The organism is Methylocella silvestris, assembly GCF_002891535.1.
GTDB classification, from domain to species: domain Bacteria; phylum Pseudomonadota; class Alphaproteobacteria; order Rhizobiales; family Beijerinckiaceae; genus Methylocapsa; species Methylocapsa silvestris_A.
In genome coordinates, this window is the sequence record NZ_PDZR01000012.1 from 25,490 (window position 1) to 38,878 (window position 13,389).

Genomic DNA, 13,389 nt, shown 5'->3' on the forward strand with positions numbered 1-13,389 from the left:
GAACGCCGCGCTGCAGCCAGCCGTTCCGAAGAAAGACGATTGACGGCTTTGCCTTGGCTGTCAGTTTTCGTCGCGCAAGGCCTCCTGCGCCTGTCTCGTTTCCGGCGCGGCCTTTCGCGCGATGATCCAGAAACAGAGCGCGAAGGCGGCGCCCGCGCCCCAGCCGGCGATGATGTCGGAGGGCCAATGGACGCCCAGAAAAATCCGGCTGACGCCGATCGCCACCGTCATCAGCACCGCCAGCGAGACCAGATAAAGGCGCACGGCCTTCGACGTCTGCGTTTCCGCGACGATTGCGGCGATGGTCAGATAGGCGGCCGCCGAGATCATGGCGTGGCCGCTTGGAAAGCTGGCGCTCCAGCTTTGCGTCAGATGCGGAACGATATCGGGTCGGGTTCGATGAAAACTGAGTTTGATCAAAGCGTTGAGCACTGAGGCGCCGCCGATCGCCGCCACAAGAATCACAAGGGCGCGCCACCGCCTGGCAAGAATGAGAAAGCCGCTCGCGGCGGCGGTCATGAGCCAGATCACAGTGAAGCCGCCGAGCGCCGAGATATCGATAGCCGATTGCAGCAGCCAGGGCGGTCCAATGGGAATGGCGGGGTCGGCCGGCGTCCGTAACGCAAGCAGAAGCGCGCGGTCGGTCGCCGCCGTGCCGCCTTCGAACACTTCGTCGACGATGAGCGCGAAAGCGATCAGGGCCGAGATCAGGAACAGGGCGACCAGCGGCTGAAATCCGGAACGCGCGACAGCGGAGCGGATCGTTTGCAGGGATGGCGGCTTCAAGGCGCGTTCCGCCTCATGTCGAAGGAGCCTTCTTGTGGCGCAGGCTGAAGGACCAGTCGATAACGCCGGAGCAAAACAGCGCCCACCAGACCAGCACAGGCTGCATCGCGAGTCTTGGCCCATGATAAATCCAGCTGTCGGGCAGGCCCTCGACGCGCACGCCTGCAAAGGCGTGTTTGAGATTGGCGGGGAAGACCGCGATCGCATAGAGGGCCAGCATAACGCCGGCAAGGCGGCGCAGGCGCGGGACCATCAAAGCGAGCGCGCCGGCGATCTCGCAGACGCCCGTCGCGAGCACCACCGCGCGAGGGTAGGGAACCGAGCCGGGCATGATTGGCAGGAACCGTTCGGGATGGGCGAGGTGTAGCGCGCCGGCGGCGAAATAGAACGCCGCCATTGCCCAGCGCATCGGCGCGCGACAACGATCCGCCCGCGACCCGCCTGCTCCAAGGTGCGCCGGCGCGCCTATTCGGCCGCCTCGGCGGCGACGATGGAGTCCCGCGCGCGCGCTTCATGTTCGAGCGCCCAGGCCTCGGCCGCCGCGCGGTCGATGCCGAGCTCGACCAGCACGGCGACGGCGAGATCGAGGCCCGGCGGGGTCGAGGCGTCGATGACGGGCAGCAGGCCGATCGCCGCAAAGGCCGCATGTTCATCCTCGTCCGCGGCAAGCGTGAAGCGCTTGATGTGGGGAAAGGCCAGCGCCGCGAGCGGAGTCAATTCGCGCGAAACCCGAAGGTCCGGCGTCGTGATGACCACGATTTTGCGCTCCCTGACGTTGAGCGGCTCCCAGATGCGCGGATCCGAGGCGTCTCCGAACAAGACCTCATAGCCGTCGGCGTTAGCGTCCGCGAAGGCCTTCTGATCGGCCTCGATCGCCGCATAGCCGATGTCGAATTCGCTCAGCGCGTCGGCGACGGTGCGGCCGACTGCCCCCATGCCGATAATCAGCACGGGAGCTGCGAGTTCGCTCTGGAGAAGTTCGCGCTCCTGCTTCGCCGCCCGGCGCGCGCGCATTTTGCCGGCGAGTTTGCGGCCGACCTTGGCGATTGCCGGCGTTAGCGCGAGGCTAAGAGCAACGGCGGAAATAATGATCGCCGCGGCGCGGTCGCCGATCAGAAGGCGCATCGTTGGCATGCTGAGGATGACGAAGGCGAATTCCGAGCCCTGGGCGAGCAGGAAGCCGAGCTGGGTCGAGCCGGGAATCGACCAGCGGAAGATCAGGCTGGCGACGCCATTGGTGACGATTTTGATGGCGATCAGGGCGATGGTGACGCCAAGGATCGCCAGCCAGTTCTGGCCGAGCGCGTTAAGATCGAGCGAAAGGCCGACCGAGATGAAGAAGAAGCTCAGCAGCAGATTGCGGAATGGCTTGGTCTCCGCCTGAATGATCGGCCGATAGGGCGTCTCCGCGATGATCATGCCGCCGAGAAATCCGCCGAGCGTGAGGGAAAGTCCGATCGAGCCCGTCGCCCAGCTCGCAGCGAGGGCGACGAGCAGTGCGCTCGCCGTAAAAACTTCGGCGTTGTCGGTGCGGGCGATGAGATCGAAAAGCGGCCGCACGACAAGGCGGGCCAAGGCGAAGGCGACGCCGAAGGCCGCCGCCGCCTTGAGCACCGCCAGGAAGAGCTGCGGGGCCATCGAGCCCGACTCGCCGCCGATGGCGTTGACGATGATCAAAAGGAAGATCGCGGCGACGTCCTGAAAGATGAGAATCGCGGTGGCGGTAAGGCCGACCGGGCAATTCTGCTGGCGCCGCTGCGCCAGCAGCCCGGCGACGACCGCGGTGGAGGAGAGGGCCAGCGTCGCCCCGAGCAGAAAAGCGGGCAGCGGGGCGAGCCCCAAAATGAGGCCGCCAAGGCCGAGACCCAGCCCGCCAAGTGCGACCTGCACCGGTCCGAAGCCAAAGATGTCGCGCGCCTGCTCGCGCAGATGACCCAGCGAGAAATGCAGGCCGATATCGAACAGGAGGAAGACGACGCCAAGCTCCGCCAGCAGGGCGATGGTGGAGCTCGCGCCGTCGACGCCGCTGGCGTGCAGCAGGATGCCGAGCACCAGATAGCCGACAATCGGGCTGAGGCGCGCCGCGCGGCAGGCCACGGCGGCGATGACGCCGAACAGCAGCAAGAGGACGACGGGCTGAAGGGAATCAAGAACGGCGTGAATATGGTCCATAGACGATCAGCCCCGCTTCGCTTCGAGGAAGCGGTGTATGTCGGATACGACGACGGAGCCCTCGCCTACGGCCGAAGCGACCCGCTTGGTCGAGCCGGCGCGGACGTCTCCGACGGCAAAAATGCCCGGTAGCGAGGTGGCGTAGGGAGAGGCGGCCGAGACCCCCGCGGCCGCGCCCGTCGCGACAAAGCCCTTTTCGTCCAGCGTCAGACAGCCCTGAAGCCAGCCCGTATTCGGCGTCGCGCCGATCATGACGAACATGTTGCAAACCTGCAGCCGTTCGCTTGCGCCAGTCGTTTTGTTAGTCAGCGTGACTTCGCTCAGCCGCTCGCCGCCATGGACGCCGCTAATTTCCGTCCGCACATGCAGCGTGATCGACGGCGAGCCCAAAATCCGCTCGATCAGATAATAGGACATGGTCGCGGAAAGATCGGGCGCGCGCACGACGATATGGACATGCCGCGTCTTGCGCGACAGAAACAGCGCGGCCTGGCCGGCGGAATTGCCGCCGCCGACGACGATGACTTCCTCGTCGCCGCAGAGCGCCGCCTCCATGGCGGTCGCGGCGTAATGAATGCCCTGGCCCTCGAACCGTTCATAATCGGGCAGGTCGAGCTTGCGATAGCGGGCGCCGGAGGCGATGACGAGCGTCTCCGCGCGAACCCTGCCGCCGTCTTCGAGTTGAAGCACCAGAGGCGACCCGCAGCAGTCGATCCCCGCCACATCGCGCGAGATCGCCAGCTTGGCGCCGAATTTCTGCGCCTGCACCTGCGCCCGGCCGGACAGCGCCTGTCCTGAAATGCCGGTCGGGAAGCCGAGGTAATTCTCGATCTTCGAGCTCGTGCCCGCCTGTCCGCCGGGCGCCTCGCCTTCGATCACCAGCGTGTCGAGCCCCTCCGAGGCGGCGTAAACGGCGGCGGCCAAGCCGCCCGGACCGCCGCCGACGACGACGACATCATAGACATGGGCCGGATCGATCGTCTCGGTGAGGCCGAGCGCGTCGGCGAGCGCCGCAGTCGAGGGGTTGCGCAGCACCTCATGCCGGGAATCAATCACGACCGGCAATTGATCCGCCCTGATCTCGAAGCAGTCGATGAAGCCGTCGGCGTCGGGGTCGGTCTCGGTGTCGAGCAGCCGGTGCGGATAGGCGTTGCGCGTCAGAAAGCGTTGCAGCCGGATGGTGTCGCCGGAGTGCGCCGGACCGACGAGAAAGACGGCGCCGCGCGCATGGCGGATAAGGCCGACGCGGCGCAGAATGAACGCTCGCATGATGATTTCGGCGCAATCGACATCAATCGATGACATGCGGCGGAAATCGGCGCGCTTGACGCGGATGAGGCGCGTTTCCCCACGCGTCCGCCCGCTGACGAGCGATTCGCGCTCGTTGAACAGATTGAGTTCGCCGGTGAACTGCCGCTCGGTGAGGACGATAAAGACATCCGGCTGGCAGTCTTCGCCATGATCGAAAATTTCGATCGCGCCATCGAGGACGATGAAGAAATCGCTGTTGCGCTGACCGCGATCGAACAGGATTGCGCCGGACGGCAGCAGCTCCTGCTTGCCGAACATGGCGAGGCGCGCGACCTGCTCATGCGTCAGCTGGGGAAAGGTTTGCGCCCGGCGCTCATAGGGGTCGGCCGGGTCGAGCGCGGCGCCAGTCGTGAGCTGCGGCGTTTCGAGCGTTAGGGTCAATCGCGCGTCTCCGTTGCGGGCAAATTTGAGTCCACGGTCAGCGCGCGCGGCGCCGCGGCGGGGCATTCCTAGTGAGTGTGGCGGCGAAACGGAATTTTCGGCGAAGCCGGGCCGGATGGCAAGGCTAAAATCCAGCCCGCCCAAAGGCGCGAAATCGCCAAGGCGTCAACGGGGCACCTTCGGCGCTGTGCCGGCCGCATTCTGTCGCAGGTGATTATGGGCGTTCGCGGTCAGGTAAAGCGTTTTCAAAACGCGCCGGCGCCGCCGCGTCGGCGTCGGTGACGTAAAGCGGCAGGGTGATGACGAATTTGGCGCCGGGCGGCTCTGTTCCGCTGGCGGCCGCTGCGGGAGGCGCAAGGGCGAGGGATCCGCCATGGGCGCGCACGAGGTCGGAGGCGATGACGAGGCCAAGGCCGGTCCCCCCGGCGCGATCGGCGGTGAAAAAGGCGGCGAACAGTTTTGAGCGGGCGGAGTCCGGGACGCCTGGACCTGAATCCGAAACCTCGATGATCGTTTCGGCGCGTCCGGGCAGCGCGGCCGGCGCGCCCTTTGCCGGCGCGGGGCGCCCCTCGCAGGGACCGAGCCGCTCGCGCGCGGCAATGCGGATCTCGGCTGGCCAGCCGGGCGCGGGTCCCGCGCTCTGCAAGGCCTCGACGCCATTGCGCAGAAGATTGACGAGGACGCGGAACATTTGCTCGGCGTCGGCGCAGACCTCGAGGCGCTCCGGCGCGTCATTGACAAATTCGATATGCCCCGCGGCCAGCGGCGAAACGCTTTCGATCGCTTCCTCGACAAGCGGGCGGAGAAGAAACCGGCGCAGCTTCGGCGGCTCGTCCACGGCCCGGCCGTAGGTCATCGTCGCCTGGCAGAAGCGGATCGCGCGATCGAGCGTCGCCACCAGTTTGGGGGCGATGCGCTGGGCCAGCGGATCGGTGACATTGGCGAGGCGGTCCGACAGAAGCTGCGCCGAAGACAGCATGTTGCGCATGTCGTGGTTGATCTTCGCCACCGCGAGGCCGAGCGCGGCGAGATGCTTTTTCTGGTTCAGCTCGCGCACGAGCGATTCCTGCATGACGGCGAGCGCCGCCTCCGCCTGGCCGATCTCGTGTTCGCTGCCGGAGGGCTCGATGATGCGCGCCGCATTCTCGGGGTCAGCGCCAAATTCGGTGATGTTGTCGGTCAGCCTTCGGACGGGCCGCAGCACCATGATATTGGCGGCGATCGTCGCCAGGATCGCGACGATCGCGGACATCACGAGGGTCATGACGAGAAGCCGCCGAGAATAGGCCTCCATGCCGCGCTTGAGCGGCGCCTCGTCCATGGTGATGGCGACGGCGTCGCCTCCCATAGGGGCCGCCCCCAGAACGGTGATGACGCGCCCGCTCGGGGCGAACAGCGTCTCGATCGCCTCGAGCGGGACGTCGCCCAGCGACTGGGTGCGCAGATCATAGACCGCGTCGACGGCCGGCGGCAGGTCCGACGAGGCGAGGATCCGCTTGGTGCCTTTCATATTGAGGACGATCACCCGCGCGCCGACGCTTTCGAGCAGCATGCGCGACAGCTCGGGCGGGGTCATCGCGCTCGGCGCGGCTTCAAGCACGAGCGCGGCGGTATAGGCGGCGCTGAGCCGGTTATGCAGCCAATAGGAGCGGTAGATCGACAAAGCCGGCACGTAAATCATCGTCGCCGCGATCATGACGAACGCCGTATTCAGCACCAGGACGCGCATGGAGAGGCCGAAGGACAGCCGGCGCCGCCGGCGCGCGCGGGCTGCCTCCGCCGCTGGCTCGGCGGCGAGCGACTCATGGCCGACATGCGGAGGAATGGCGAGTTCGCTCATGGTCTTTCAGCGCTCCCGCGCGGCAAAGGGGACGTTCGCCGCGCGGCGAACGCCATCGTCGTCAGGCCGCTCCGCCGCCGCGCCGAGGCTGAATTGAAAGCGTACATCCCTCCGCATATGGGAGCGCGACGGATTTGATCAACTCCGAGCCCAAGCTTGCGGCGGGCGTCGGCCCGAAGTTTCTTGTCCTGTCGCCGCGATCCGGCGCGGCGCCGCGCGCCCAGAGGCGGAGTCCCTGGCGTCTGTGGGGCGTTTTGCCGCATCGCGGTCTTCAGCCTCATGAATTTCGCCTTTGACGGCAGCTTCGCCTCGAGGACCATTCGGCAGCCGCAGATGGTCCAGAACCTCACTTAACGATCAAAATACCGTTTGGGACTTCATTCAAAAGCGCCAAATTCTAGCAGGCGGTCGGAGTCGCGCATGTGTGATTTCACACGCGCCGTGCCGGGCGACACGGCTGCCGCTTTATTCCGTTAATGAAATACGCTGGCGCGCGTGGTTTCGTTTCGCGCTTGCGCGAACGGCCGCGCCGTTCGGGTCGGCGGCGCTTTTGAAAGTATCACCGCTTTTTCCGGCCGATCTTGTCGCGCCGCGCATGATTTGATTAATCGGGTGGCATGATGTCGCGGCGTTTTCCGCAAAACAAGGCGAGATCGACGCCGACCGAGAGCGGCCGGGGTCAAAATGACACTTTCGCTACACTCCGCCTTCTGACGGGGGTTGCTTCAACATGTCTTTGCGAAGTGGTATAGCTCCTGCAGGGGTTTCAGGCGGCTCATCCTTTCTGGAGGCGGAATATGCATATCGCAATGGTTGGCTCAGGCTATGTTGGACTGGTTTCCGGAGCCTGCCTCGCCGACTTCGGGCATAACGTCATCTGCATCGATTCCGACGTCCGGAAGATCGATTCGCTCAAGGCTGGCAAAATGCCGATCTATGAGCCGGGCCTTGCCGAACTCGTCGGCAACAACGTCCGCCACAAGCGCCTGTCATTCACGACCGATCTCGTCGGCACCGTCGGCAAGGCCGACGCCGTCTTCATTGCGGTCGGCACTCCTTCACGGCGCGGCGACGGCCACGCCGATCTCTCTTATGTCTATCAGGCCGCGCGCGATATTGCGGCGGGCCTCGACGGTTTCACGGTGGTGGTCACGAAATCCACGGTGCCGGTCGGAACGGGCGACGAAGTGGAGCGCATCATCCGCGAAGCGCGTCCCGACGCTGAATTCGCCGTGGTCTCGAACCCCGAATTTCTGCGCGAAGGCGCGGCGATCGACGATTTCAAGCGGCCTGACCGCATCGTTCTCGGCGTCGAAGACGAGCGCGCCAAGGAAGTGATGACGGAAGTCTATCGCCCGCTTTACCTCAACCGTGCGCCTTTCGTCTTCACGAGCCGGCGCACCTCCGAATTGACCAAATATGCCGCAAACGCATTTCTTGCGACCAAAATCACCTTCATCAATGAGATCGCCGATCTGTGCGAGCGCGTCGGCGCCAATGTGCAGGATGTCGCGCGCGGCATCGGCCTCGACAACCGCATCGGCTCGAAATTCCTGCATGCCGGGCCGGGCTATGGCGGATCCTGCTTTCCCAAGGACACGCAGGCCCTGATCAAGACGGCGCAGGATTATGATTCGCCCATCCGGATTGTCGAGATGGTCGCCGCCGTCAATGACCAGCGCAAGCGCGCCATGGCGCGAAAAGTTTTCGCTGCGCTCGGCGGCTCGGTGCGCGGCAAGACCATCGCCGTCCTCGGCCTGACGTTCAAGCCTAACACCGACGACATGCGCGATTCGCCGGCGATTTCGATCATCACCGCCCTTCAGGACGGCGGCGCCAAGGTCAATGTGTTCGACCCAGAAGGCATGGATCAGGCGCGTCTCGTGCTCGAGGACCTGACCTATTTTTACGATCCCTATTCCTGCTGCGACGCCGCCGACGCGCTTGTCATCATCACGGAATGGGACGAGTTCCGCGCTCTCGACCTCGAGCGGGTGAGGTCGCTTTTGACGGCGCCGATCATGATCGATTTGCGCAATATCTACGATCCGGCCGAAATGGAGCGAAAGCAGTTCCATTATTCCGACGTCGGACGCGGCGCCCGGGCCAAAGCGTAAGAAGGAAACCGGCCCGAATCTATCGGGTTCTCGGCTTGGCGCGCGCGGTCGGCTCCGCGCGCGCCGGATCTTCGGGCCAGAGATGGCGCGGATAGCGGCCCTTCATCTCCGTGCGCACCGCCGCCCATGAGCCGCGCCAGAATCCCGGCAGATCAGCGGTGACCTGAATCGGCCGCGAGGCTGGCGACAGCAGTTCGAGCGTCAGCGGAATCTTGCCGCGCGCCAGCGCCGGATGGCGCGATAGCCCATAAAGCTCCTGCACCCGCACCGAAAGCGTCGGCGGCCCTTCCGATGAATAATCGAGCGGGATGCGTGATCCGGCCGGCGTCTCGAAATGGGTCGGCGCCTCTTCATCGAGCCGGCGGCGCATGTCCCACGCCAGCATGGCGCCAAGGGCCTGTTCGAGATCGTCCGATGTGATCGCCGACAGACTCGTTCGGCCTTCGATGAAAGGGCCGAGCCAGTCGGCCGCGGTTCGCGCCAGCGCCGCGTCGGAGAGATCGGGCCAGGATTCGCCGGGCGCGGCGCGGCGCAGGAAAGCGATCCGGTCGCGCCATTGCGTCTGCGCCCTGGTGAACGGCAGTTTCCCCAATCCCCCGCAGGCGGCGAGACCCTCGGCGAGCGCGCGGGCCGATTCCGGCCCCGCTGGCGCCGGCAGATTGTGCTCGCCAAGAACGAGCGCGCCGAGCCGGCGCCGACGCCGCGCCCGCAGCGACAGGCTGCCCGGATCGAAACTCACCTCTTCCAGCGTTACGATGTCGGCGCCCGCCGCCCTTTCAAGCTCGGACTCGCCTAGCGCCGCGGCGGCAAGGATGCGGGCGGCGCCGGCGCGGCCGGCAACCTCGCCGATGGCAAGGAAGTTTTCGCGCGCCAGCGCCTCGTGCGGCTCCAGCGCGGCGGCGCGTCCGCTCGCCATCAGAAATTCGCCCAGAGCGCCGCGGCGTTTGGCGATCCGGTCCGGAAAGGCGAGGGCGAGGCAGGCGCCGCACAGGCCCGCGTCCTGCATCTCCCAGCGGGCGCCAGCCTTGCGCGCGAATCCTTGCGCGAGTTTTCGCGCCGCCTCGCCGCGTGGCGAACGGTCGCGGCGAAAGCGATCGAGTTTTTGCGCGAGATCTGGCGAGTCGCCGCCAAGTCCGCGCTCGACAAGCAACGTCGCGACTTCGGCGGCTAGCGCGCCGAAACCTTGTGCCGCGGCGATGATGATCATGCGCGCCAATCGCGGCGGCAGCGCGAAAGTCTGGATCGTGCGGCCAAGGTCGGTCAGCGCGCCGTCCGGTTGCAACGCGCCGATTTCGCCAAGGAGCGCTCTTGCCTCCTTGAGGGCCGGCAGCGGCGGCGGATCGAGCCATCGAAGGCTCAAAGGATCGCGCGCGCCCCAGGCGGAAAGATCGAGAACGAGGCCGGAGAGGTCCGCCGCCATGATTTCGGGCGGCGCGAAGGGCGCGAGCGATCCGGTGGCGGGCGCCTCCCACAGCCGGTAGCAGACGCCCGGTTCCGTGCGGCCGGCGCGTCCGCGGCGCTGGTCGGCCGCGGCGCGCGAGACGCGCACGGTTTCGAGCGAGGTGAGGCCGCGGTCCGGTTCAAATCGCGGCGCCCGCGTCAGCCCGCAGTCGATCACGATCCGCACGCCCTCGATCGTCAGCGAAGTTTCCGCGATCGACGTCGCGAGGACGATTTTTCGCTGCGGCGGCATGATCTTCTGGATGGCGCGGTCCTGCGCCGCGCGATCGAGCGCGCCATAGAGCGGCGCGACAGAAACGGAGGAATCGCGGATTTTGTCGGCCAGGATCGAAGCCGTGCGCAGAATTTCGCCCTGGCCGGGCAAAAACGCGAGGATGGAGCCGCGCTCTCCGGCGAGCGCGCGAAGCGCGGCGGCGGCGACGGCGTCCTCGATCCGCTCCCCTGGCCTGCGGCCGAGGTAGCGCGTCTCAACCGCAAAGGCGCGGCCCTCGCTGACGATCACGGCGGCGTCGTCAAGAAGCGAGGCGACCCGCGCGCCATCAAGCGTCGCCGACATGACGAGGAGGCGCAGATCCTCGCGGAGGGCGGAGGCGGCGTCGAGAGCGAGCGCCAGCGAAAGGTCGGCGTCGAGCGAGCGCTCGTGGAACTCGTCGAAGATGACCATGGCGACGCCCGTGAGCGCCGGATCATCGAGAATCATGCGCGCAAAAACACCCTCGGTCACGACTTCGAGGCGCGTCCGTTTTGAGACTTCGGTCTGCGCCCGGACGCGCAAGCCGATCGTCTCGCCGACTTTTTCGCCAAGCGTTTTCGCCATGCGGTCGGCGGCGGCGCGCGCGGCGATGCGGCGCGGCTCCAGCACGATGATTTTCTGGCCGCGCGCCCACTCCTGTTCGATCAGCACAAGGGGGAGACGGGTGGTCTTGCCGGCTCCAGGCGGAGCGACCAGCACGGCCCGATGCGACGCGGCGAAATGCGCGACGACGTCGCCGAGAACGGCGTCGATGGGCAAGGGGGAGGCGAAAACGCGCGGAGAGGGGGAGGGCTTGGGCATTGCAGCTTTGATGGCGCTTCGACCGCCGATCGGCAAGGGGAGACACGCTGATGGGAGCGGAACCGCATGGCGCGCGGCTTGCACCGCGCTCCGCCATGCGGCAGCGCAAAAAACCTGCAACCGGCGTCCTGTGGCGGCGTTGACACGGCCAAGGCTTATCGGCCGCGGCCCGCTATCAACGCATCTTGATTAAAGCTAGTTTCAGCCCGTGTGGGCAGTCCGCCTGTTCGCGCCGCAGCGCATCATGACGTCTGCCGAAGGACATCGAGTATGGCGCAGCAGATTGCGCATGAAACGCCGGCGTCCGGCAAGCCAGGGGCGAGCCCGCCCATCGGCGGGCAACCCGGCCATCATGCCGCGGGCCACCCCCCTGCGGGCCATCCGCCGGCTCGGCACAAGACGGCGGTCGCCGGTCTGGCGCTTGGCTCTCTTGGCGTCGTCTTCGGCGACATCGGCACGAGCCCACTCTACGCGCTGCGCGAATCGCTTCATCACATGAAGGGCGAGGTCACCGACACTGGCGTAATCGGCACCGTGTCGCTGTTGATCTGGGCGCTGTTCTTCACGGTGACGGCCAAATATGTGCTGTTTCTCATGCGCGCCGACAATAAGGGCGAGGGCGGCACCCTCTCGCTGATGGCGTTGGCGCAGCGTGCGCTCGGGCATCGCACCGCCCCGGTGTTTTTTCTCGGCGTCGCCGGCGCCGCGTTGTTTTCGGGCGACGCCATCATCACGCCGGCGATCTCGGTTCTGTCCGCCCTCGAAGGCCTTGAACTGGTGACGCCGCATTTCTCGCCCTACGTGCTGCCGGCGACGATCGTTCTGCTCATCTCGATTTTCTGGGTCCAGAGCCACGGCACTGCGCGGGTCGCGGCTTTTTTTGGCCCGATCATGGCGGTCTTTTTCCTTTCCATGGGCGTGCTCGGCGCGATGCACATTCATGATTCGCCACGCATTCTCCTCGCCTTCGATCCGATCCGCGGCCTCGCCTTTCTGTTCGGCCACGGCCTGCTCGGCTTCGTCGTGCTCGGCTCGGTGTTTCTTGCCGTGACGGGAGCTGAGGCGCTTTACGCGGATATGGGCCATTTCGGCCGCCTGCCGATACAGGGCGCGTGGCTGCTGTTCGTGCTGCCGGCGCTCGTCCTGAATTATCTCGGCCAGGGCGCCCTCGTCCTTGCGAACCCGGCCGCGGTCGAAAATCCCTTCTTCCTGATGGCGCCGCCCTGGGCGCTGCTGCCGCTGGTCCTTCTGGCGACGATGGCGACCATCATCGCCAGCCAGGCGGTGATCACCGGCGCCTTTTCACTGGCGCGCCAGGCGATCCAGCTCGGCCTCTTGCCGCGCATGCTCATCCTGCATACTTCGGAGACGCAGGAGGGCCAGATCTATCTGCCGCGCGTCAACCGCCTGCTGTTGATCGGCGTGCTGATTCTCGTGCTGATGTTCAAGAGTTCGAGCGCGCTCGCCTCGGCCTATGGCATCGCCGTCACCTGCACCATGGTCGTGACGACGCTGCTCGCTTTTGTCGTCGTGTGGAAGCTTTGGCGCTGGCCGCTCTGGCTCAGCGTCCTGTTCGTCTCCGCCTTCCTTATCGTCGATCTCGCCTTCCTCAGCGCCAATCTTCTGAAGGTCGTCGACGGCGGCTGGGTGCCGCTGCTGCTTGGCGCCTGCGCGATGATCGTGATGTGGACCTGGGTGCGCGGGGCCGATCTTCTCGCCCGCAAAACACGGCGCGATTCGATCTCGATGCAGGATCTCATCCGCATGCTCGAGAAATCGAAGCCGATCCGCGTCGCGGGGACGGCCGTCTTTCTCACCACCTCGCCGGAGGTCGCGCCCTCTGCTTTCATGCATAACCTCAAACATAACAAGGTGATGCACGAGCGGGTGCTGCTCATGTCGGTGAAGACCGAGGAGACCCCGCGCGTGCCAGCCGAAAAGCGCATCGAGATCACCAAGCTGTCCGACGATTTTACCAGCATCGTGCTTCATTTCGGCTTCATGGAGAGCCCGCGCATTCCGGCGGCGATGGCCAGCCTGCGCAAAGCGGGGCTGAAATTCGACATCATGACCACTTCGTTCTTCGTTGGGCGACGCAAGATCAAGCCGGCGCAGAATTCCGGCATGCCGGTCTGGCAGGACAAGCTGTTCATCGCGCTGTTCCGCCAATCGGCCAATCCGACGGATTATTTTTCCATTCCCTCCGACCGCGTCGTCGAACTTGGCGAGCAATTGACGATCTGACCTCGTTGCGGCGGACGAAAATC

The 13,389-nt window shown here is 65.7% G+C and carries 8 protein-coding genes; 2 read left to right on the forward strand and 6 right to left on the reverse strand.

The window, feature by feature from the left end; all coding sequences use genetic code 11:
• Positions 1-60: 60 nt before the first annotated feature.
• The 5 genes from CR492_RS11565 to CR492_RS11585 all read right to left on the reverse strand — a co-directional run bounded on the left by CR492_RS11565 (position 61) and on the right by CR492_RS11585 (position 6,490).
• On the reverse strand, positions 61-786 hold the full coding sequence (locus CR492_RS11565) for a phosphatase PAP2 family protein (protein WP_102843906.1): 726 nt from the start codon (positions 784-786) through the stop codon (positions 61-63).
• 13 nt (positions 787-799) lie between these two features.
• Positions 800-1,195: a DoxX family protein gene (locus tag CR492_RS11570; protein WP_102843907.1), complete on the reverse strand. Its 396-nt coding sequence runs from the start codon at positions 1,193-1,195 to the stop codon at positions 800-802.
• Positions 1,196-1,251: 56 nt separating this feature from the next.
• On the reverse strand, positions 1,252-2,958 hold the full coding sequence (locus CR492_RS11575) for a cation:proton antiporter (protein WP_102843908.1): 1,707 nt from the start codon (positions 2,956-2,958) through the stop codon (positions 1,252-1,254).
• A gap of 6 nt (positions 2,959-2,964) precedes the next feature.
• Complete coding sequence (locus tag CR492_RS11580) at positions 2,965-4,650, reverse strand: FAD-dependent oxidoreductase (RefSeq protein WP_102843974.1); 1,686 nt, start codon at positions 4,648-4,650, stop codon at positions 2,965-2,967.
• Positions 4,651-4,864: 214 nt separating this feature from the next.
• Complete coding sequence (locus CR492_RS11585) at positions 4,865-6,490, reverse strand: sensor histidine kinase (protein ID WP_102843909.1); 1,626 nt, start codon at positions 6,488-6,490, stop codon at positions 4,865-4,867.
• A gap of 797 nt (positions 6,491-7,287) precedes the next feature.
• Between CR492_RS11585 and CR492_RS11595 the strand changes: the two genes are divergently transcribed.
• Positions 7,288-8,607, forward strand: coding sequence for a UDP-glucose dehydrogenase family protein (locus CR492_RS11595; protein WP_102843911.1), 1,320 nt, complete (start codon positions 7,288-7,290; stop codon positions 8,605-8,607).
• Between the two features lie 19 nt (positions 8,608-8,626).
• Here the strand turns inward: CR492_RS11595 and hrpB are convergent, their stop codons facing one another.
• Positions 8,627-11,122, reverse strand: coding sequence for an ATP-dependent helicase HrpB (hrpB, locus tag CR492_RS11600; protein WP_102843975.1), 2,496 nt, complete (start codon positions 11,120-11,122; stop codon positions 8,627-8,629).
• Between the two features lie 270 nt (positions 11,123-11,392).
• Here hrpB and CR492_RS11605 point away from each other — a divergent pair, with 270 nt between their 5' ends.
• Positions 11,393-13,366 carry a potassium transporter Kup gene (locus CR492_RS11605; RefSeq protein WP_102843912.1) on the forward strand — a complete coding sequence of 658 codons (1,974 nt, stop codon included), beginning with the start codon at positions 11,393-11,395 and terminating at the stop codon, positions 13,364-13,366.
• The last annotated feature ends 23 nt before the right edge of the window (positions 13,367-13,389 follow it).